Annotated in this window: 17 protein-coding genes; 6 read left to right on the top strand and 11 right to left on the bottom strand. The window is 63.0% G+C overall.

Annotated features, from left to right (window positions below):
* Positions 1 to 132 precede the first annotated feature (132 nt).
* Genes mfd through LOY54_RS18715 form a run of 3 tightly spaced genes read left to right on the top strand, consistent with a single transcriptional unit; the run spans position 133 to position 6473 of the window.
* Positions 133 to 3582, top strand: a complete 3450-nt coding sequence (mfd, locus tag LOY54_RS18705) for a transcription-repair coupling factor (protein ID WP_258607551.1) — start codon at positions 133 to 135, stop codon at positions 3580 to 3582.
* A 10-nt stretch (positions 3583 to 3592) separates the two neighbouring features.
* Entirely contained in the window at positions 3593 to 4153 is a 561-nt protein-coding gene (locus LOY54_RS18710; RefSeq protein WP_258607552.1) for a peptidoglycan binding protein CsiV, read from the top strand.
* A 4-nt stretch (positions 4154 to 4157) separates the two neighbouring features.
* Complete coding sequence (locus LOY54_RS18715) at positions 4158 to 6473, top strand: DEAD/DEAH box helicase (protein ID WP_258607553.1); 2316 nt, start codon at positions 4158 to 4160, stop codon at positions 6471 to 6473.
* 105 nt (positions 6474 to 6578) lie between these two features.
* On the opposite strand, the gene nagZ is transcribed toward LOY54_RS18715, so the two are convergent.
* Genes nagZ through LOY54_RS18730 form a run of 3 tightly spaced genes read right to left on the bottom strand, consistent with a single transcriptional unit; the run spans position 6579 to position 8884 of the window.
* Positions 6579 to 7577 carry a beta-N-acetylhexosaminidase gene (nagZ, locus tag LOY54_RS18720; protein WP_176794328.1) on the bottom strand — a complete coding sequence of 333 codons (999 nt, stop codon included), beginning with the start codon at positions 7575 to 7577 and terminating at the stop codon, positions 6579 to 6581.
* 22 nt (positions 7578 to 7599) lie between these two features.
* The gene (locus tag LOY54_RS18725) at positions 7600 to 8124 is read right to left on the bottom strand and encodes a L,D-transpeptidase (protein ID WP_123565451.1); all 525 of its coding nucleotides are present in this window, start codon (positions 8122 to 8124) and stop codon (positions 7600 to 7602) included.
* Positions 8125 to 8170: 46 nt separating this feature from the next.
* The gene (locus LOY54_RS18730) at positions 8171 to 8884 is read right to left on the bottom strand and encodes a TetR/AcrR family transcriptional regulator (protein WP_195884684.1); all 714 of its coding nucleotides are present in this window, start codon (positions 8882 to 8884) and stop codon (positions 8171 to 8173) included.
* A gap of 230 nt (positions 8885 to 9114) precedes the next feature.
* Here LOY54_RS18730 and lexA point away from each other — a divergent pair, with 230 nt between their 5' ends.
* A complete protein-coding gene (gene lexA, locus LOY54_RS18735) occupies positions 9115 to 9723 on the top strand; it encodes a transcriptional repressor LexA (protein WP_045194902.1) in 609 nt (202 codons plus the stop codon).
* Positions 9724 to 9733: 10 nt separating this feature from the next.
* A complete protein-coding gene (gene sulA / locus LOY54_RS18740) occupies positions 9734 to 10228 on the top strand; it encodes an SOS-induced cell division inhibitor SulA (protein WP_093380765.1) in 495 nt (164 codons plus the stop codon).
* A gap of 66 nt (positions 10229 to 10294) precedes the next feature.
* Here sulA and LOY54_RS18745 read toward each other — a convergent pair whose 3' ends face one another.
* From LOY54_RS18745 to LOY54_RS18775, 7 genes are all read right to left on the bottom strand, one after another.
* Complete coding sequence (locus LOY54_RS18745) at positions 10295 to 10528, bottom strand: hypothetical protein (protein WP_045194907.1); 234 nt, start codon at positions 10526 to 10528, stop codon at positions 10295 to 10297.
* 50 nt (positions 10529 to 10578) lie between these two features.
* Entirely contained in the window at positions 10579 to 11100 is a 522-nt protein-coding gene (locus tag LOY54_RS18750) for a DUF6586 family protein (RefSeq protein WP_258607554.1), read from the bottom strand.
* A 135-nt stretch (positions 11101 to 11235) separates the two neighbouring features.
* Positions 11236 to 13848: a type I DNA topoisomerase gene (gene topA, locus LOY54_RS18755; RefSeq protein ID WP_010226976.1), complete on the bottom strand. Its 2613-nt coding sequence runs from the start codon at positions 13846 to 13848 to the stop codon at positions 11236 to 11238.
* Between the two features lie 100 nt (positions 13849 to 13948).
* Positions 13949 to 14200 (bottom strand): DUF1653 domain-containing protein, encoded by a 252-nt coding sequence (locus LOY54_RS18760; RefSeq protein ID WP_045194911.1) that lies wholly within the window; start codon positions 14198 to 14200, stop codon positions 13949 to 13951.
* A gap of 79 nt (positions 14201 to 14279) precedes the next feature.
* Positions 14280 to 15455 carry an acetyl-CoA C-acyltransferase FadA gene (fadA, locus tag LOY54_RS18765; protein WP_045194913.1) on the bottom strand — a complete coding sequence of 392 codons (1176 nt, stop codon included), beginning with the start codon at positions 15453 to 15455 and terminating at the stop codon, positions 14280 to 14282.
* A gap of 31 nt (positions 15456 to 15486) precedes the next feature.
* Positions 15487 to 17634 (bottom strand): fatty acid oxidation complex subunit alpha FadB, encoded by a 2148-nt coding sequence (gene fadB, locus LOY54_RS18770; protein WP_045194915.1) that lies wholly within the window; start codon positions 17632 to 17634, stop codon positions 15487 to 15489.
* A 480-nt stretch (positions 17635 to 18114) separates the two neighbouring features.
* Positions 18115 to 18552: a hypothetical protein gene (locus LOY54_RS18775; RefSeq protein ID WP_258607556.1), complete on the bottom strand. Its 438-nt coding sequence runs from the start codon at positions 18550 to 18552 to the stop codon at positions 18115 to 18117.
* 109 nt (positions 18553 to 18661) lie between these two features.
* Between LOY54_RS18775 and LOY54_RS18780 the strand changes: the two genes are divergently transcribed.
* On the top strand, positions 18662 to 19105 hold the full coding sequence (locus LOY54_RS18780; RefSeq protein WP_045194918.1) for a universal stress protein: 444 nt from the start codon (positions 18662 to 18664) through the stop codon (positions 19103 to 19105).
* 45 nt (positions 19106 to 19150) lie between these two features.
* Here the strand turns inward: LOY54_RS18780 and LOY54_RS18785 are convergent, their stop codons facing one another.
* The gene (locus LOY54_RS18785; protein ID WP_045194920.1) at positions 19151 to 21073 is read right to left on the bottom strand and encodes an ATP-binding cassette domain-containing protein; all 1923 of its coding nucleotides are present in this window, start codon (positions 21071 to 21073) and stop codon (positions 19151 to 19153) included.
* Positions 21074 to 21184 lie beyond the last annotated feature (111 nt).

A 21184-nucleotide genomic window follows, 5' to 3' on the forward strand; every position in this document is an offset into this window, starting at 1 on the left:
GCAGCCCATCGGGCAATGAGCGCCTGTCGCCAGCATCGCACTACATGCTTTTAGCCTGCACAAACCTGACAGCGCGGGCCTGCGCCCGGTACAATTGGCGTCTTTGTCGCAACGCTTGGAGCTCGACCTCCCGTGCCTGTTCTGCGTCTACCGCACCTGCCGGCCACTGCCGGCAAACAAACCTGGGGCAACCTGCCGGGCGCCGCCCTGAGCCTGGCCATTGCCGAAGCGGCCAGCGCCGCCAAACGCTTCACCCTGCTGCTGACCGCCGACAGCCAGAGCGCTGACCGCCTCGAGCAGGAGCTGCGCTTTTTTGCGCCCGAGCTGCCGGTGCTGCCGTTCCCCGACTGGGAAACCCTGCCCTACGACCTGTTCTCGCCGCACCAGGACATCATCTCCCAACGCATCTCCAGCCTGTACCGGCTGCCGGAGCTCGATCACGGCATTCTCGTGGTGCCGATCACCACCGCCCTGCACCGCCTGGCGCCGACGCGCTTCTTGCTCGGCAGCAGCCTGGTGCTGGACATCGGCCAGAAGCTCGATGTCGAGCAGATGCGCACGCGTCTTGAAGCCAGCGGCTACCGCTGTGTCGACACGGTCTACGAGCACGGCGAATTTGCCGTGCGCGGCGCCTTGATCGACCTGTTCCCGATGGGCAGCAAGCTGCCGTACCGCATCGACCTGTTCGATGACGAAATCGAGACCTTGCGCACCTTCGACCCGGAAACCCAGCGCTCGATCGACAAGGTCGAGTCGGTGCGGCTGCTGCCCGCCCGCGAGTTCCCGCTGCAAAAAGATGCGGTGACGCGTTTCAAGGCGCGCTTTCGCGAGCGCTTCGACGTTGATTTTCGCCGCTGCCCGATCTTCCAAGACCTTTCCAGCGGCATCACCCCGGCCGGTATCGAGTACTACCTGCCGCTGTTCTTCGACGACACCTCGACCCTGTTCGACTACCTGCCCCAGGACACCCAGGTGTTCTCCCTGCCCGGTGTCGAGCAGGCCGCCGAACACTTCTGGAGCGATGTACGCAACCGTTATGAGGAGCGTCGCATCGACCCGGCGCGGCCGCTGCTGCCGCCGGCCGAGCTGTTCATGCCGGTGGAAGACTGCTTTGCCCGGCTCAAAAGCTGGCCGCGGGTGGTGGTCAGCCAGGATGACCTCGACAGCGGGGTCGGCCGCGAACGCTCCCCGGCCCAGGTCCTGCCCAACCTTGCCATCGAAGCCAAGGCCAACCAGCCATTGGCGGCGCTGTCGGGGTTTCTCGAGACGTTCCCTGGCCGCGTGCTGTTCACCGCCGAATCGGCGGGGCGCCGCGAAGTATTGCTGGAACTGCTCGAACGCCTGAAGCTGCGCCCGCAGACCGTCGACAGCTGGAGCGCTTTCGTCGCTGGCAAGGCGCGCCTGGCGATCACCATCGCCCCGCTGGACGAAGGCCTGCTGCTGGACGACCCGGCCATTGCCCTGGTCGCCGAGAGCCCGCTGTTCGGCCAGCGGGTGATGCAGCGCCGGCGCCGCGACAAGCGCAGCGACGCCAACAACGATGCGGTGATCAAAAACCTCACCGAGCTGCGCGAAGGCGCGCCGGTGGTGCATATCGACCATGGCGTGGGCCGCTACCTGGGCCTGGCGACCCTGGAAATCGACAACCAGGCCGCCGAGTTCCTCACCCTCGAATACGCCGAGGGCGCCAAGCTCTATGTGCCGGTAGCCAACCTGCACCTGATCGCCCGCTACACCGGCAGCGACGACGCCCTGGCGCCGCTGCACCGGCTCGGCTCCGAAGCCTGGCAGAAAGCCAAGCGCAAGGCTGCCGAACAGGTGCGCGACGTGGCCGCCGAACTGCTCGACATCTATGCCCGCCGCGCCGCGCGCAAAGGCTATGCCTTCGCCGACCCGTCGGTGGATTACGCCACCTTCAGCGCAGGCTTCCCCTTCGAGGAAACCCCCGACCAGCAGAGCGCTATCGAGGCGGTGCGCGAGGACATGCTCGCGGCCAAGCCGATGGACCGCCTGGTGTGCGGCGACGTCGGCTTCGGCAAGACCGAAGTGGCCATGCGCGCGGCGTTCATTGCCGTGCATGGCGGTCGCCAGGTGGCGATCCTGGTGCCCACCACCCTGCTCGCCCAGCAGCACTACAACAGTTTTCGCGACCGCTTTGCCGACTGGCCGGTAACGGTCGAAGTGATGAGCCGCTTCAAGTCGCCCAAGGAAGTCGCTGCCGCGGTGGCGGACCTGGCCGAAGGCAAGATCGACATCGTCATCGGCACCCACAAGCTGTTGCAGGACGACGTCAAGATCAAAGACCTGGGCCTGGTGATCATCGACGAAGAACACCGCTTCGGTGTGCGCCAGAAAGAACAGCTCAAGGCCCTGCGCAGCGAGGTGGACATCCTCACCCTGACCGCCACGCCAATCCCGCGCACCCTGAACATGGCCGTGGCCGGCATGCGCGACCTGTCGATCATCGCCACGCCGCCGGCACGCCGGCTGTCGGTACGCACCTTCGTCATGGAGCAGAACAAGAGCACGGTCAAAGAGGCGTTGCTGCGTGAACTGCTGCGCGGTGGCCAGGTGTACTACCTGCACAACGATGTGAAGAGCATCGAGAAATGCGCCGCCGACCTCGCCGAACTGGTGCCGGAGGCCCGCATCGGCATCGGCCACGGGCAGATGCGCGAACGCGAACTCGAACAGGTGATGAGCGACTTCTACCACAAGCGCTTCAACGTGCTGATCGCCTCGACCATCATCGAGACCGGCATCGACGTGCCGAGCGCCAACACCATCATCATCGAGCGCGCCGACAAGTTCGGCCTGGCCCAGTTGCACCAGTTGCGCGGCCGGGTCGGGCGCAGCCACCACCAGGCCTACGCCTACCTGCTCACCCCGCCGCGCCAGCAGATCACTCCGGACGCCGAGAAGCGCCTGGAAGCCATCGCCAACACCCAGGACCTGGGCGCAGGTTTCGTCCTGGCTACCAACGACCTGGAAATCCGCGGCGCCGGTGAGCTGCTCGGCGAAGGCCAGAGCGGGCAGATCCAGGCAGTCGGCTTCACCCTGTACATGGAAATGCTCGAGCGCGCGGTCAAGGCCATCCGCAAGGGCGCCCAGCCGAACCTCGACCAGCCGCTGGGCGGCGGCCCGGAAATCAACCTGCGCCTGCCGGCGCTGATTCCCGAGGACTACCTGCCGGATGTCCACGCGCGGCTGATCCTCTACAAGCGCATCGCCTCGGCGGTGGATGAAGACGGCCTCAAGGACCTGCAAGTGGAGATGATCGACCGCTTCGGCCTGCTGCCGGAGCCGACCAAGAACCTGGTGCGCCTGACCCTGCTCAAGCTGCAGGCGGAAAAACTCGGCATCAAGAAAGTCGATGCCGGGCCCAATGGCGGCAAGATCGAGTTCGAATCGGAAACCCCGGTCGATCCGCTGGTGCTGATCAAGCTGATCCAGAGCCAGCCAAAACGCTACAAGTTCGAAGGCGCCACCCAGTTCAAGTTCCTGGTGCCGATGGAGCGTCCGGAAGAGCGCTTCAACAACCTTGAGGCGCTGTTCGAGCGCCTGACCCCACAATCTGCGTGAAGGAAGTTCCATGCGTGTAATGCGTAGCCTGACCCTGCTGCTGGCGCTGATCGCCCCGGCAGCCTTTGCCGATGGCACTTTTCAGGTCGAAATGATCCTGGTACGGCAAAACGCCGTGCCGGCGATCACCATCAAGTCGGCTCCGGAAGACTGGCGCAACGGCGCCCAGGCCATCCAGGAAGGTGACCTGCGCCAACCGGCGCTCAATGACGAAGCGGCCAAGCTTGCCGCCGACCCGCAGTACACCGTGCTGCTGCACAAGGCCTGGAAACAGGACGCAGGCACAGTGGCGATCAGCGACGGCGAAGAGCACTTCGGCCAGTTCCCCATCGCCGGCAACCTTAGCATCAAGGAAGAGCGCTTCATCGCCGCAGAAGCCAACTTCTGGGTCAACCAGTTCGACGGCAACGGCAGCGTGCTGCAGAGCGAAGCATTCAAGCAGAGCAACAGCAACATAAAAAATGGCGAGTTGACCTTCTTCGATGGCGGACACCTGGCCGTGCTGCTGAAAGTTACTACCCACCGCCCAGTCAGCGCTCCCACTGCGCCTGCGGAGATGATGGAGCAGTAACCCGATGCCTAACGATGGTCTTGCCCCCACACCTCACCTGATCCTGGGCAGCCACGAGTTCAGCGCCTACGTGCCACAAACCGGCCGGATGCAGCGCCAGCACCAGCACCGGGCGGCGCTGTCGTTCAACTATGACGGCATTCGTGCCAGCGGCAGGCAAGGCAAGGAAGCCGGCCGCCTGGACGTCAGCAGCCAACGCATACAGCGCCACGCCGAAGCCGAAAGTCAGATCCGCCAAACCCTTCAACGCCTGGGCTTCAAGGTGGCCACCCGGCAAAGCAAAGCCTTGCCGGAGAGTGCCGGCGACCTGCTGGAGCTGGCTTCCGAAGCGGCCTGGCTGCGTTTCATGCTCAACGATCTGCCCAGCCTGCGCGAGCAAGGCTGGGAGATCGAGTACACCGAGGACTTCGCCTTCAACCTCGCCGAGGTTGACGACTGGTATGCGCACATCGACGAAGCCAGCGGCCGCGACTGGTTCGACCTGGAGCTGGGTATCGAGGTCAATGGCCAGCGCCTGAGCCTGTTGCCGATCTTGCTCAACGTGCTGCGCAGCCACCCGGAGCTGCTTAACCCGGCGCAACTGCACAAGCGTCGCGACGACGAGCAGTTGCTGGTGCAGATCCCCGCCCCCGCCGGTGAAGCAAGGCGCAATCTGCAAGTGGCCTTGCCCTACGGCCGCCTCAAGCCGGTGCTGGCCACCCTGGGTGACTTTTACCTGCGCGAACCCGGCGAAACCAGCGTGCGCCTGCCAACCCTGGACGCCACTCGCCTCAACGACCTGGAAGACCTGCCGTTGAGCTGGCAAGGTGGCGAACAGGTGCGCAGCCTGGGCGAACGGCTGCGCGATATTCGCTTGCAGCCGGCACAAACCCCGGATGGCCTGAACGCAACCCTGCGCCCCTATCAGCTCGAAGGCCTGAGCTGGATGCAGGCCCTGCGCGAGCTGCAGGTTGGCGGCATCCTCGCCGACGACATGGGCCTGGGCAAAACCCTGCAGACCCTCGCCCACCTGCTCTGCGAAAAGAACGCCGGACGCCTGACCCGCCCGGCGATGGTGGTGATGCCTACCAGCCTGATCCCCAACTGGCAGGACGAAGCTGCGCGCTTCGCCCCAGGCTTGCGCGTACTGGCCCTGCAGGGCACTGGCCGGCGCAAGCATTTCGACAACCTGCAGGACTACGACCTGCTGCTGACCACCTACGCCCTGCTGCCCAAGGACCTGGAGCACTTCAAGGGCCTGATGCTGGATGTGCTGATCCTCGACGAGGCGCAGTACATCAAGAGCCCGAACAGCAAGGCGGCCCAGGCCGCGCGCCAGCTCGAAGCACGCCAGCGCCTGTGCCTGAGCGGCACGCCGCTGGAAAACCACCTGGGCGAGCTGTGGTCGCTGTTTCACTTCCTGCTGCCTGGCTGGCTGGGCGATGCCAAGGCCTTCAATCGCGACTACCGCGTGCCGATAGAGCGCCAGGGCAACGATGAACGCCTGCAGTACCTGAATGCGCGAATCAAGCCCTTCCTGCTCAGGCGCACCAAGGAGCAGGTGGCCACCGAACTGCCGGCCAAGACCGAAATGATCCACTGGGTCGAGCTAAGCGATGCCCAGCGTGACGTGTACGAAACCATGCGCCTGGCCATGGACCAGAAAGTGCGCGCCGAAATCACCCGCAAGGGCGTGGCGCGCAGCCAGATCATCATTCTCGAAGCGCTGCTCAAGTTGCGCCAGGTGTGCTGCGATTTACGCCTGATCAACAGCGAAGCCTCGACCGCGCGCGGCGCCCACTCCGGCAAACTCACCAGCCTGATGGAAATGCTCGAAGAACTGCTGGCCGAAGGGCGACGCGTCCTGCTGTTCTCGCAGTTCACCAGCATGCTGCGGCTGATCGAGGCCGAACTGCAGCACCGCGGTATCGCCTATGCCCTGCTGACCGGCGAGACCCGCGATCGCCGCTCGCCGGTGCAGGACTTTCAGAGCGGGCAATTGCAGATCTTCCTGATCAGCCTCAAGGCCGGTGGTGTGGGCTTGAACCTGACCGCTGCGGACACCGTGATCCACTACGATCCGTGGTGGAACCCGGCCGCAGAAAACCAGGCCACCGACCGTGCCTATCGCATCGGCCAGGAGAAGCCGGTGTTCGTCTACAAGCTGATTACCCGGGGCACGGTGGAAGAAAAGATCCAGCAGTTGCAACTGGAGAAATCGGCGTTGGCGGCAGGTGTGCTGGATGGGCGCCAGGCGGGGGACTGGCGTTTGGCGGCGGAGGATATCGATGCGCTGTTTGCGCCGTTGCCGGGGAAGCGGCACGGCTCTAGATCCGGTTGAATTCATCGCGGGTCAAGTCGGGTCGCCGTACCGCCGCTCCCACAGAAGATTGCGATCCTCTGTGGGAGCGGCGGTACGGCGACCCGGCTTGACCCGCGATTGCCATCAATCGACCAGTTGCGCTTCCTTGAGCGCCCCCAGGGCCTCCAGCCAGCGCGGCTGCTGACGGTAGTCGGTACGGGCAAAGCCCTGCCCGCGCATCTGCGCAATCCGCGGCGAAGGCTTGACCTTCAGGCGCTGGGCCGCGCTCAGGGCAAGTTCCGCCGCTGCACGGTCATTGCACACCAGGCCCATGTCGCAGCCGGCACTCAGCGCCGCCTCGATGCGGCTGGCCGCATCGCCGACCACGTGGGCGCCAGCCATGGACAGGTCATCACTGAAGATCACCCCGTTGAAACCCAGCTCGCCACGCAGGATGTCCTGCAACCAGCGGCGGGAGAAACCGGCCGGCTGGTTGTCGACCTGCGGGTAGATCACATGGGCCGGCATTACTGCCGCCATTTGCCCGCTCAAGCGGGTGAACGGCACCAGGTCGGCTGCGCGGATCTGCTCCAGGCTGCGCTCGTCGGTAGGGATCGCCACATGGGAATCGGCCTCGGCCCAGCCATGACCGGGGAAATGCTTGCCGCAAGCGGCCATGCCCGCAGCGTTCATGCCGCGGATAAAAGCACCGGCAAGCAACGTGGCGCGCTGTGGATCGCCTTCAAAGGCACGGCTGCCGACCACCGCGCTGCGCTGGTGATCGAGGTCCAGCACTGGCGCAAAGCTCAGGTCCAGGCCCACCGCCAGCACCTCGGTGGCCATCAGCCAACCGCACTGTTCGGCCAGATAGTCGGCGTTGTCGTTGTCTGCAATCGCGCGCATCGCCGGCAGGCGCACAAAGCCCTGGCGCAGGCGCTGGACCCGACCGCCCTCCTGGTCCACCGCCAGGATCAGTTCCGGGCGAATGGCGCGAATCGAGGCACACAGCTCACGCACCTGGCGCGGGCTTTCAATGTTGCGGGCAAAGATGATCAGGCCGGCCACTTCGGGCTGGCGCAAAAGCTGGCGGTCCTCGGCGGTCAGCCAGGTACCGGCGATGTCGACCATCAGGGAGCCTTGCAGGCTGGCACTCATAATTGATCCTTCAGTTGACGCTGATGTGAGCCCATTGGGGGCACGCGGCTTCGTCGATCTGCACCGGGCAATGCACCGGCACCTGGTCGAACAGGCTCAGCAGGTCGGCGTTGCGCAAGCGCACACAGCCATGGGACAACGGCACACCCATAGGTTCGCTATCGGGCGTGCCATGCAGGTAGATGTAACGGCGAAAGGTGTCGACTGGCCCCAGGCGATTGACGCCCGGCTCGCAACCGCTGAGCCAGAGAATGCGCGTAAGGATCCAGTCGCGACCGGGAAATTGTTCATGCAGCTCGGCCGACCAGGTCTCGCCAGTCCAGCGCCGCCCGCGCAGCACCGCGCCTTGCGGCAGGCCGGCGCCGATCTTGGCACGTACCTGGTGGCGCCCTCGCGGCGTGCAACCTGAACCATTGAGCTCGCCCGCGCCATTGCGCGCGGTGGAGATCTCGAGGCGCAGGCGCAACTGCCCCTGGGCGAACCCATAGAGGCATTGATCAGCGAGGGAAATATGCAGGAAATCGAGACTGGCCATGGGGCGCTAGCTTAGCCGATGCGGCCCGCCGCGCCCAGCCGTGGCATCAGGCCTTGGCGGCGACCGGAGCGCCGGAGGACTTGCTGCGCGGGCGCAGTTGCGCGGCAGCCATGGCCTCGTCGGTGACGCCGCTATCGGCGCGCATGCCGGCGGCCAGGAACGGCACCATCAGGCGCATGACCTGCTCGATCGAGGTATTGATGCCGAAATCGGTTTCGGCAATGGCGCGCAGGGCCTTGATCCCGGACATGCTGAACGCCGCAGCGCCGAGCATGAAGTGCACGCGCCAGAACAGCTCGATTGGCGGAATGCGCGGCGCGGCTTCGTTGACCAGCAGCATGTAGCGGCGGAATACCTTGCCGTACATGTCTTCAAGGTAGCGGCGCAGGTGACCCTGGCTCTGGCTGAAGGCCAGGCCCAGCAGGCGCATGAAGATCGACAGATCGTTGCCACTGCGTGGCTGTACCACCAGGGCCTGTTCGACCAGCATCTCCAGCAGCTCTTCAAGGGTGGGCTTCTGCTCGGGGCGGGCCTGGCGACGCTCCAGCTCGCGCTCAAGGCTTGCGCAGAACGGCCCGAGGAAACGCGAGAAAACCGCCTGGATCAGGGCCTTCTTCGAACCGAAATGGTAGTTCACCGCCGCCAGGTTGACGCCGGCCTTGCTGGTGATCAGCCGTAATGAGGTTTCGGCAAAACCTTTTTCCGCGAACAGCTGCTCGGCAGCATCGAGAATGCGCTCTACGGTTTCCGACTGGGCCATGACTTCTCCGCCTGACAAACACTTGTTTGAAACATACGTTTCAAAGTGGTGATTTGTCAAGTCCGCGCAGCCGTTTTGCGGCCATATGGTCACGTATTAAACCATAGCTGCAAGCCACAAGCTGCAAGCTGCAAGAACGCCCCTGTGCCGTTTCTTGAAGCTTGGCGCTTGCAGCTTGCCACCCACTGTATATAATCCCAGTCACTGTATAAAAAGACAGAGCGATCGACATGCTAAAACTGACGCCACGCCAAGCTGAGATTCTGGCTTTTATCAAACGCTGCCTGGAAGACAACGGCTTCCCGCCGACCCGCGCAGAGATCGCCCAGGAGCTGGGCTTCAAATCGCCCAACGCCGCCGAGGAGCACCTCAAGGCCCTGGCCCGCAAGGGTGCGATCGAAATGACCCCCGGGGCGTCACGGGGCATTCGCATCCCGGGCTTCGAAGCCAAGCCCGACGACAGCGGCCTGCCGATCATCGGCCGGGTAGCAGCCGGTGCACCGATCCTCGCCCAGCAACACATCGAGGAGTCCTGCAACATCAACCCGGGGTTCTTCCATCCGCGTGCCGACTACCTGCTGCGCGTTCACGGCATGAGCATGAAGGATGTCGGCATCGTCGACGGCGACCTGCTGGCGGTACACACCTGCCGCGAAGCCCGTAACGGCCAGATCGTCGTCGCCCGCATCGGCGATGAAGTCACGGTCAAGCGCTTCAAGCGCGAAGGCAGCAAGGTCTGGCTGATTGCCGAGAACCCCGAATTCGCCCCTATCGAAGTCAACCTGAAAGACCAGGAACTGGTGATCGAGGGCTTGAGTGTCGGCGTCATACGCCGGTAAAGGAGGCATCATGCAGTTCCCCCCTGCGTCACAGAACGTACCGCTGCAAGCACAATTGCCACTGTTCGAAGCATTCCTGGCCCAGCCGGTACTGCCCGGACTGAAAAACTCCAGGCCTGCACCCCACCCCGGCGCGGCCCAGGTTTTCAGCGAGCTGTCCTTGCGTGGCGCACTGGGTAGCTGCCAGAGCCTGCTGGCACCGATGCTGCGTGAACTGAGCGAGTTGAGCGAAGAACATGACGCCCGCTGGCTGACCCTGATAGCCCCACCCGCCAGCCTGACCCAGGCCTGGCTGCGCGAGGCCGGGCTGAACCGCGAGCGCATCCTGCTGCTGCAACCGCGCGGCAACCAGAGCGCCTTGCAACTGGCCTGCGAAGCCCTGCGCCTGGGCCGCAGCCACACTGTGGTCAGCTGGCTCAATACCGTCAGCAGCAGCGCCCGTCAGCAACTGAGCAATGCCGCCCGTGCAGGAGACGCACAAAGCCTGAACATCCGCCTCGGCTGATATTCAGGTCTGTTTCAAATGTTGATTTCGCCAGGCTTCCTCAGGACGAGGAAGCCATGCAGGCGATCAGTGCAGAACCCGCGGCCCGTCGTCGCGCTCGATCTCACCTTCCACCAGCTTGCCAGCCATCTGCACGCCAACACTGAGCATGGCCTTGGCCACTTCGACGTGTTGACCCTGCAAAAAGGCTTTGGCGTCCTCGGAGAAATCCAGGGTTACCAACGAACCCTCGTCCTCGGCACGGCGAAGCTCGATCCGGCCATCAGGCAACTCGACAATTTCTAGAAAGGACGTTGGCATAAGGGGCTGTTCTCCACGAAAGGCCGGCATTGTACCAGCCGTTGCCCCAATCAGCACTCACTCAAACCCTCGCGAAAACGAACCGTAAGGCGCTTGAGATTTTGCCGCCAGCTTTCCAGCTCTTCGCGCGACAGCGCTGGCGCCTCGGGTTCGTCGAGGCTCACCGCCTGGATCAGCGGCTGGGTGACGTCGGTTTTTACTGCTTTTTTCGCGACCGGCGGTCGGAACAAATCGGCATAAGCGTCAAGCAGTTGCGCCAGCCAGGTTTCGCGCTGCTCAGCCAGTTCGACCAGTTCGGCCATCTCTGGAATGGCAATGGCCTCAAGCACTTCACGGGTCAGCAGCAGCTCGGCGCGGGGTGCGCCGGCCTGGGGCAAACGATAGAACCCGGCAATCTCGTGACACAAGCCCAGCAACGCGCCGTACAGGTGGAACAGCGCCGATTCGCGCTCGGCCTGGATCAGCGCCTGGGCGTTCATGGCCCGGCTCTCCTGCGCCTTGCCAAGGGCTTCGAGGGCCAGGCCTGCGAAGTAAATCTTCTGGTTGGTGCGGGTGTAGAGTTCCTGGGCCATCTGGGTGCCCTCCGAAAGGCTGCAAGGCGGTCTATCAATCTACACTAGTGCAGGCCTGAAAAGCATCGCGGGGCAAGCCCGCTCCTACAGACTGTAGGAGCGGGCTTGCCCCGCGATTTTTACCTGACCTGGTGATCAGCGCTTGTCTTCGACCTTCCAGGCATTGCCGTCGTAGAACGCACGCCAGCCAGTCGGCTTGCCGTCAACCTCGGTCTGCACGTACTGCTCCTTGGTCTTGCGGCTGTAGCGAATGACTGCCGGGCGACCGTCCGGGTCCTTCTTCGGCGCTTCGCAGAGGAAGTGGTACTTCGGATCGATCTCGTCCTTGTGCGGGATGATTTCGATCACCAGCGGTGCGCGGGTCTCGCGGTTTTTCGGGAACTGGCTGGCAGCCAGGAACAACCCCGAAGCGCCGTCACGCAGCACGTAGGTGTCGTTGACCTTCTCGCACTTGAGCTCCGGCATCTTCACCGCGTCCATCTTCGGCGGCGCCGCCTCGCCGCTCTTGAGCAGCTTGCGGGTGTTCTTGCATTCGGCGTTGGTGCAACCGAAGAACTTGCCGAAACGGCCGGTCTTGAGCTGCATCTCGCTGCCGCACTTGTCGCACTCAAGGCTCGGCCCTTCGTAGCCCTTGATGCGGTAGTTGCCTTCTTCGATTTCGTAGCCGGTGCAATCCGGGTTGTTACCGCAGATGTGCAGCTTGCGCTTCTCATCGAGCAGGTAGGCATCCATGGCAGTCGAGCAGATCGGGCAGCGGTGCTTGTTGAGCAGCACGCGCGACTCCGATTCACCCTCGTCATCGGCGGCGATCTCATCGCCAGGGACCAGGTTGACGGTGGCCTTGCAGCGCTCTTTCGGTGGCAGGCTGTAGCCCGAGCAGCCGAGGAACACGCCGGTGGAGGCGGTGCGGATCATCATTGGCCGGCCACATTCCTTGCAGGCAATGTTGGTCAGGGTCGGCTGGTTGGCACGCATGCCCTTCTCGCCGTCCTCGGCCAGCTTGAGCTTGTTGCTGAAGTCGCCGTAGAACTCGTCGAGCACGTTTTTCCAGTCGCGCTCGCCCTGGGCCACGTCATCGAGGTTCTCTTCCATGCCGGCGGTAAAGCCGTAGTCCATGAGGTTGGAGAAGCTCTCGGACAGGCGCTCGGTGACGATGTCGCCCATCTTCTCGGAGTAGAAGCGGCGGTTGTGCAGGGTCACGTAACCGCGATCCTGGATGGTCGAGATGATCGCCGCGTAGGTCGAAGGACGACCGATGCCGCGTTTTTCCATCTCCTTGACCAGGCTGGCTTCGGAGTAGCGCGCCGGCGGCTTGGTGAAGTGCTGGCTCGGGTCGAGCTGGATCAGCTTGAGCACTTCGCCCTGGTTCATTTCCGGCAGCACATCGTCATCGCCCGGCTTGCTCTGCTGCGGCAGTACCCGGGTGTAGCCGTCGAACTTGAGGATACGGCCCTTGGCGCGCAGTTCGAAGTTGCCGGCGGTGACGCTGACGGTGGTCGACAGGTACTGCGCAGGCGGCATCTGGCAGGCCAGGAACTGGCGCCAGATCAGCTCGTACAGACGCTCGGCGTCACGCTCCATGCCGCTGAGCTTGGTCGGATGGGTGTTAACGTCGGACGGACGAATCGCTTCGTGCGCCTCCTGGGCACCCTCTTTGCTGCCGTAGACGATCGGCGCTTCGGGCAGGTACTTCTTGCCGAACTCGCTTTCGATGTAGCTGCGGGCCATTTCCACCGCATCGACCGAAAGGTTGGTCGAGTCGGTACGCATGTAGGTGATGTAGCCGGCTTCATACAGACGCTGGGCCATCATCATGGTTTTCTTCACGCCGAAGCCCAGGCGGTTGCTCGCGGCCTGCTGCAGGGTCGAGGTGATGAACGGCGCCGACGGCTTGCTGCTGGTCGGGCGGTCTTCACGCTTGGCCACGGTGTAGCTGGACGACTTGAGCTGCGCAAGCGCTGCCATGGCCTGGGCTTCGTTCAGCGGCTTGAAGGCTTCGCCGTTCTCGCGGGCCACTTCGAAACGCACCTTGGCGTCCTTGGCGGTACCCAGGTCGGCGTGCACTTCCCAGTATTCTTCAGGGATGAAGGCGCGGATTTCGCGCTCACGCTCGACCACCAGCTTCACCGCCACCGATTGCACCCGGCCGGCAGACAGGCCGCGGGCGATCTTGGCCCACAGCAGTGGCGAAACCATGTAGCCCACCACGCGGTCGAGGAAGCGCCGCGCCTGCTGGGCGTTGACCCGGTCGATATCCAGCTCGCCAGGCTGCGAGAACGCCTCCTGGATGGCTTTCTTGGTGATTTCGTTGAACACCACGCGCTTGTAGCGGCTGTCGTCCCCACCGATGGCTTCGCGCAGGTGCCAGGCGATGGCTTCCCCCTCGCGATCCAAGTCGGTTGCGAGATAGATGGTGTCGGCATCTTTGGCCAGGCGACGCAGCTCGTCGATGACCTTCTCCTTGCCCGGGAGAATCTCGTACTTGGCCTTCCAGCCGTGGTCAGGGTCGACGCCCATGCGCGCAACCAGCTGCTTGCGCGCCTTCTCTTTCGGCGACAGGGCCGGCGCTTCGCCCGCAGCGGCCTTGCCGCGCTTGGCGGCAGGCTCCTTGCTGGCGCTGGCCGAACCGCTGGTGGGCAGGTCTCGGATATGGCCGATACTCGACTTCACCACGTACTGGCTGCCCAGGTACTTGTTGATGGTCTTGGCCTTAGCCGGGGATTCCACAATGACCAGCGATTTGCCCATGGATCGGAAAATTCCTGAATACTGAAAATAAAAACACGGCAGGTACCTGACGCGGCACCGCTATATATAGTGGCAACAGAGTGAGGTCAAGCGCGGGGCTTTAGCCACCCTCGGCATCGGAGCGGGAAAACAGCTCGGTTTCAGCCTTGACCAAAGCAAAGCGCGGCACTTGCTCGCCGTCAACCTCGACCGACTCCAGAAACATCGAAAGCGGTCGCACCCACAGGCCGAATTCGCCGTACAGGGCCTGGTAGAACACCACCCACTCCTCGGTTTCGGAATGGCGCGCGGTGCCGAACACACGATACTCAGGCCCCTTGTAATGCCGGTATACGCCTGGTTGTATCTGCATGTTGCTCACCCTCTTGAAAAAAATTTGCTGCAAAAACAAAAACCGGGGCACCAGGCCCCGGTTTCCGTCCAGCGAAGCGTTAAACGCGTTCGAAGACGGTGGTGATGCCTTGGCCCAGGCCGACGCACATGGTCGAAACGCCGAAGGTCCCGCCATTCTGCTTCATGACGTTGAGCAGAGTGCCGGAAATCCGCGCACCGGAGCAACCGAAAGGATGGCCCAGGGCGATGGCGCCGCCGTGCAGGTTAACCTTCTCATCCATCTTGTCGAGCACTTTCAGATCCTTCAGCACTGGCAGGGCCTGTGCGGCGAAGGCTTCGTTGAGCTCGAAGAAGTCGATATCGGCAATCGACAGGCCCGCGCGCTTGAGCGCTTTCTGGGTTGCCGGAACCGGCCCGTAGCCCATGATTGCCGGGTCGACACCGGCCACGGCCATGGAACGGATCACCGCCAGAGGCTGGATACCGAGGTCCTGGGCACGCTGGGCCGACATGACGATCATGCACGAGGCACCGTCGGTGATCTGCGACGAAGTACCGGCAGTCACGGTACCACCTTTGGGGTTGAAAGCCGGCTTGAGGGCCGCCAGGCTTTCCAGGGTGGTGTCCGGGCGAATGGTTTCGTCGTAGTCGAAGACCTTGAGGAAGCCGTTCTCGTCGTAGCCCTGCATCGGGATGATTTCATCCTTGAACTTGCCTTCGACCGTCGCCTTGTGGGCGAGCTGGTGCGAACGCAGGCCGAACAGGTCCTGCTGCTCACGGCTGATGCCGTGCATCTTGCCGAGCATTTCGGCGGTCAGGCCCATCATGCCCGAGGCCTTGGCGGCATACAGCGACATGTGCGGGTTCGGGTCGACGCCGTGCATCATGCTGACGTGGCCCATGTGCTCGACACCACCGACGACGAAGACATCACCGTTGCCGGTCATGATCGCCTGGGCGGCGGTGTGCAGCGCGCTCATCGAGGAGCCGCACAGGCGGCTGACGGTCTGGCCGGCAGCGGTGTGCGGGATCTGGGTCATCAGGGAGGCCATGCGGGCGATGTTCCAGCCCTGCTCCAGGGTCTGGTTGACGCAGCCCCAGATGACGTCTTCGACTTCGCTCGGATCGACCTTGGTGTTGCGCTCCAGCACCTTGCTGATCAGGTGCGCGGACATGTCTTCGGCGCGGGTATTGCGATGCATGCCACCCTTGGAGCGGCCCATCGGGGTGCGACCGAAGTCGACAATCACCACGTCTCTTGGATTCAGGCTCATATATTCACTCTCGCTCTATATCGTTGGGCGCTTAACCGAAGAAGCTCTGGCCGTTCTTGGCCATTTCACGCAGCTTCGCGGTGGGGTGATACAGCGGACCCAGATCGGCGTATTTGTCGGCCAGGGCAACGAATTCGGCTACACCGATCGAGTCGATGTAACGCAGCGCGCCGCCACGGAAGGGAGGGAAACCGATACCGTAGACCAGGCCCATGTCGGCCTCGGCCGCGGTGTCGACGATGCCGTCTTCCAGGCAGCGAACGGTTTCCAGGCACAGCGGGATCATCATCCAGTTGATGATGTCTTCGTCGCTGACTTCACGCTGCTCGTAGACGATCGGCTTGAGCACTTCGAGGACTGCCGCGTCAGCGACCTTCTTCGGCTTGCCGCGCTTGTCGGTCTCGTAGGCGTAGAAGCCCTTGCCGTTCTTCTGGCCCAGGCGCTTGGCTTCGTAGAGCACATCGACGGCCGAACGACGGTCGTCCTTCATGCGGTCCGGGAAGCCCTCGGCCATGACGTCACGGCCGTGGTGGCCGGTGTCGATGCCGACCACGTCCATCAGGTAGGCCGGGCCCATCGGCCAGCCGAATTTTTCCATGATCTTGTCGATGCGCACGAAGTCGACACCGGCACTGACCAGCTTGGCGAAGCCGCCAAAGTACGGGAACAGGACGCGGTTGACCAAGAAGCCCGGGCAGTCGTTGACCACGATCGGGTTCTTGCCCATCTTCTTGGCGTAGGCCACGGTAGTAGCGACGGCCACTTCGCTGGACTTCTCGCCACGGATGACTTCGACCAGCGGCATCATGTGCACCGGGTTGAAGAAGTGCATGCCGACGAAGTTTTCCGGACGCTTGAGGGCCTTGGCCAGCAGGTTGATGGAGATGGTCGAGGTGTTGGACGCAAGGATCGCGTCTTCCTTGACCTGGCCTTCCACTTCAGCCAGTACGGCCTGCTTGACCTTGGGGTTCTCGACCACGGCTTCGACGACGATGTCGACGTTGCCGAAGTCGCCGTAGGACAGGGTCGGGCGAATCGCGTTCAGCGCTTCGGCCATTTTCGCCGGGGTCAGGCGGCCTTTTTCAACGCGCTTGCCGAGCAGCTTGGAGGCTTCGTTCAAGCCCAGCTGGATGGCGGCTTCGTTGATGTCCTTCATCAGGATCGGGGTGCCCTTGACCGCCGACTGGTAGGCGATGCCGCCGCCCATGATGCCGGCGCCGAGTACGGCGGCCTGCTTCACGTCGTGAGCGATTTCGTCGTGGGCCTTGGCTTTGCGCTTGAGCTCCTGGTCGTTGAGGAACAGGCCGATCAGGCTCTCGGCAACCGAGGTCTTGGCTAGTTTGACGAAACCTGCGGCTTCGACTTCCAGGGCCTTGTCACGACCGAAGTTGGCGGCCTTCTGGATGCTCTTGATCGCTTCGACCGGCGCCGGGTAGTTCGGGCCAGCTTGACCGGCGACGAAACCCTTGGCGGTTTCGAACGACATCATCTGTTCGATGGCGTTGAGCTTAAGTTTTTCCAGTTTCGGCTGGCGCTTGGCCTTGTGGTCGAGCTCGCCGCTGATGGCGCGCTTGATCAGGTCCAGGGCCGCAGCCTGCAGCAGCTCGGGAACCACCACGGCATCGACGGCGCCGACCTTCAGCGCGTCTTCAGCACGGTTTTCCTTGCCGGCGGCAATCCACTCGATGGCGTTGTCGGCACCGATGATGCGCGGCAGGCGCACGGTACCGCCGAAGCCCGGATAGATGCCCAGTTTGACTTCCGGCAGGCCGATCTTGGCGCTGCTGGCCATGACGCGGTAGTCCGCCGCCAGGCACATTTCCAGGCCGCCGCCCAGGGCGATGCCATTGATCGCGGCAACGGTCGGCACGGCCAGGTCTTCGAAATCGCTGAAAATCCGGTTGGCTTCCAGGTTGCCGGCGACCAGTTCGGCCTCGGGCAGCTTGAAGTTGTCGACAAACTCGGTGATGTCCGCGCCGACGATGAACACGTCCTTGCCACTGCTGACAATCACGCCCTTGATCGATGCGTCGGCTTTGATGGTGTCTACGGCCTGACGCAATTCGTTCAGGGTAAGACGGTTGAACTTGTTGACGGACTCACCCTTGAGGTCGAACTTCAGTTCGACGATGCCGCTTTCAAGAGCCTTAACCGTGATGGCTTTACCTTCGTAAATCATCAACTGATCTCCACGATATGGAAGCTGAACTGTACACGCCGATCGCTGGTGAAAGGCCCGGCCGGCCAATGGCCGTTGTTGCCGAACCCTTGCGCCAGGCACACCCGCCAGCGCGATAGTCGGGATTCTGTAAGAGCCGTCTGACAATACAAACGCTCAATTCATACGCCCGTTTGATTTGGGTATGCACACATTCAACGAAAAGATCGCCGTTGTCAAATACCCAAAAGCAGCGGCAAAACGCGACTTTCCGGTCATTTTCTGCTGAGCGCGGGTAAACCGCCGTGGCGGTGATGCTGAGCCATTCACTGGCGCGATAGTGTTCAACGGCTTACACGCCGTTACTATTGATCAACACGGAAAAAGTTGGGATTTGCAGCAGATAGCCGCGAGATGGCTACACTGGGAGAGATTGAACCTTAAGCCGGCCTGCCTGGCCTGTCCGCCCGATCTGTGAATCGGGCTTTTTATTGATGATGATCAGGCCAGTGCCTTGAGGACCTCGGCAATATCCTGCAATACAGCCGTTTCACCGCGCTCTCCCCAGTACAGGGCAACCATCTGCGGACCCGCCTCGACCTTGTAGACGCTTTCTGGCAAGCGTGCCAATTGACCGGCATGCACAGCATCGGTGCACGGCTCGCGCCACTGGTTGAGCCATACCCCAGGGGTGGTCTGCCAATAGCTCCAGCTGTCGCTGCGGCCCTGGCGCCGCGGTCGCAGGTACTGGGCACAGGGGCTTGGCGGCTCTTTGGGCAGCCAGTGCGGCCACTCCTGGGGCGCCAGTTGCATGGCCAGGCCCATGCGCCGGGCTTCCATGCGCAAGGCCATCTGGCCGCTCTGCTTGCGTGAAGGACGCAACCAGGCCAAAGGGCTGAGAATCAGCGCAAGGATTGACACCACTACCCAGACCGTCATATCTGTTGTTCCCATAAAGCTTTGCAAATGAGCTGGTTAGCCGTGGTTCGAAGCGATCAGCCTGAAACCGACCATACTTTAACTATCGCGACTGTCAGGAGAGCTTCTCATGCCCTACGAACACATACTGGTTGCCGTCGACCTGACCGAAGAATGCGACCCGGTCATCAAGCGCGCCATGAAGCTGGCTGAACCTACCCGCGCCAAGGTTTCCCTGGTGCACATTGTCGAGCCCATGGCCATGGCCTTTGGCGGCGACGTGCCAATGGACCTGTCGCAGCTGCAACAGCAGCAGTTCGACCAGGCCAAGGAGCGCATGGAGCGCCTGTACAACAAGTACCCCGACATCAACCGCGGCGATTCGCACCTGACCTACGGCCAGCCGCGCCAGGAAATCCACCAGTTGGCCAAGGAGCAGAAATGCGACCTGATCGTGGTCGGCAGCCATGGCCGCCACGGCCTGGCCCTGCTGCTGGGCTCGACCGCCAATGACGTGCTGCATGGCGCACCGTGCGATGTGCTGGCGGTACGCCTGCAGAAAAAAGCCGAGTAAACCTCTGGCGGACCCGGCGCACTTTCAAGCGCCGGGCCCTGCCCCTCAGCTGTCGAGCTCAGCCCAGCGCTCGACCAGCACGTCCAGTTCGCCCTGCATCTTCTCCAGGCTTGCCAGTACGGCGCTGGTCTGCTCGATCGGGCGCTGGTAGAAGGCCGGGGCAGCAATTTCTTCCTGCACCGCAGCCATCTTCTGCTCCAGTGCGTCGATCTGGCCCGGCAGGGCTTCGAGCTCGCGCTGCAGCTTGTAGCTAAGCTTTTTCTTCGGCGCGTCAACCGCTGCTGGTGCTGCTACCGGCGCAGGTGCAACGGCCTCGACCACCGCCGTGTTGAGCTCGGACTTGCCCGACTTGCTTTCGGTGACGCCGAGCAGCTTCGGCGAACCGCCCTGGCGGATCCAGTCCTGGTAACCGCCGACGTACTCGCGCACCTTGCCCTCGCCTTCGAACACCAGGGTGCTGGTGACCACGTTGTCGAGGAAGGCCCGGTCGTGGCTGACCATCAGCACGGTGCCCTTGAACGCCGACAGCACTTCTTCGAGTAGCTCAAGGGTCTCGACGTCGAGGTCGTTGGTCGGTTCGTCGAGCACCAGCAGGTTGGCCGGCTTGCTGAACAATTTGGCCAGCAGCAGGCGCGCACGCTCACCACCGGACAAGGCCTTGACCGGCGTGCGGGCACGCTGCGGGCTGAACAGGAAGTCGCCCAGGTAGCTCAGCACGTGACGGCTCTGGCCGTCGATGTCGATGAAATCGCGACCTTCGGCGAGGTTGTCGATCACGGTCTTTTCCAGGTCCAGCTGATGGCGCAGCTGGTCGAAATAGGCCACTTCCAGACGGGTGCCGGACTCGACCTTGCCGCTGGTGGGCTCAAGATCGCCGAGCATCAGCTTGAGCAGCGTAGTCTTGCCGGTGCCGTTGGCGCCGAGCAGGCCGATGCGGTCTTCGCGCTGCAGGACCATGGAGAAGTCCTTGACCAGCTGCGGGCCGTTGGGGTGGCTGAAGCTGACATTTTCCAGGACCATCACCTGCTTGCCGGATTTCTCCGCGACATCGAGCATGATGTTGGCCTTGCCCTGGCGCTCGCGGCGTTCGCTACGTTCAACACGCAGGGCCTTGAGGGCGCGTACGCGACCTTCGTTGCGGGTGCGTCGGGCCTTGATGCCCTGGCGGATCCACACTTCTTCCTGGGCCAGCTTCTTGTCGAACAGTGCGTTGGCGGTTTCTTCGGCCGCCAGCGCCGCTTCCTTGTGCACCAGGAAGCTTGCGTAGTCGCCGTTCCAGTCGATCAGGCCGCCGCGGTCCAGCTCGAGGATGCGCGTGGCCAGGTTCTGCAGGAAGGAACGGTCGTGGGTAATGAACAGCACGGCGCCGCCGAAACCACTGAGGGCATCTTCAAGCCAGGCAATGGCGCCGATGTCCAGGTGGTTGGTCGGTTCGTCGAGCAGCAGCAGGTCAGGCTCGGACACCAGCGCCTGGGCCAGCAGCACGCGGCGGCGCCAGCCACCGGAGAGCTCGGCCAGGGTCTTGTCGGCCGGCAATTGCAGGCGGCTCAGGGTGCTGTCGACCAGTTGCTGCAGGCGCCAGCCATCGCGCGACTCGAGGTCGTGCTGGACATGCATGAGCTTTTCCAGGTCGGCATCGCTATGGATGTTCTGGCTCAGGTGGTGGTATTCGGCCAGCAAGGCGCCGACGCCATCGAGACCTTCGGCTACCACGTCGAACACGGTACGGCCGTCAGCCACCGGCAACTCTTGCGGCAGCTCGCCGATCTTCAGGCCCGGGGCACGCCAGACGTCGCCTTCATCAGGCTTCTGATCGCCCTTGACCAGGCGCAGCATGCTCGACTTGCCAGTGCCGTTGCGGCCGATGATGCACACCCGCTCACCACGGGCGATCTGCCAGGACACCTTGTCCAACAACGGCGTGGCGCCGAACGCAAGGGACACATCGCTTAATTTGAGCAGGGTCATGATCTTCTCCAAAAACCGGGCGCGCATTCTACCCGACTTGGGCCGGCTTCACATTAAGCAGCGCGTCCTACTGTACCTTCCGACGACGGGCCGCTTCTTTACAACCAGATA

Source organism: Pseudomonas sp. B21-032, assembly GCF_024748965.1.
In the GTDB taxonomy this organism is placed as follows: domain Bacteria; phylum Pseudomonadota; class Gammaproteobacteria; order Pseudomonadales; family Pseudomonadaceae; genus Aquipseudomonas.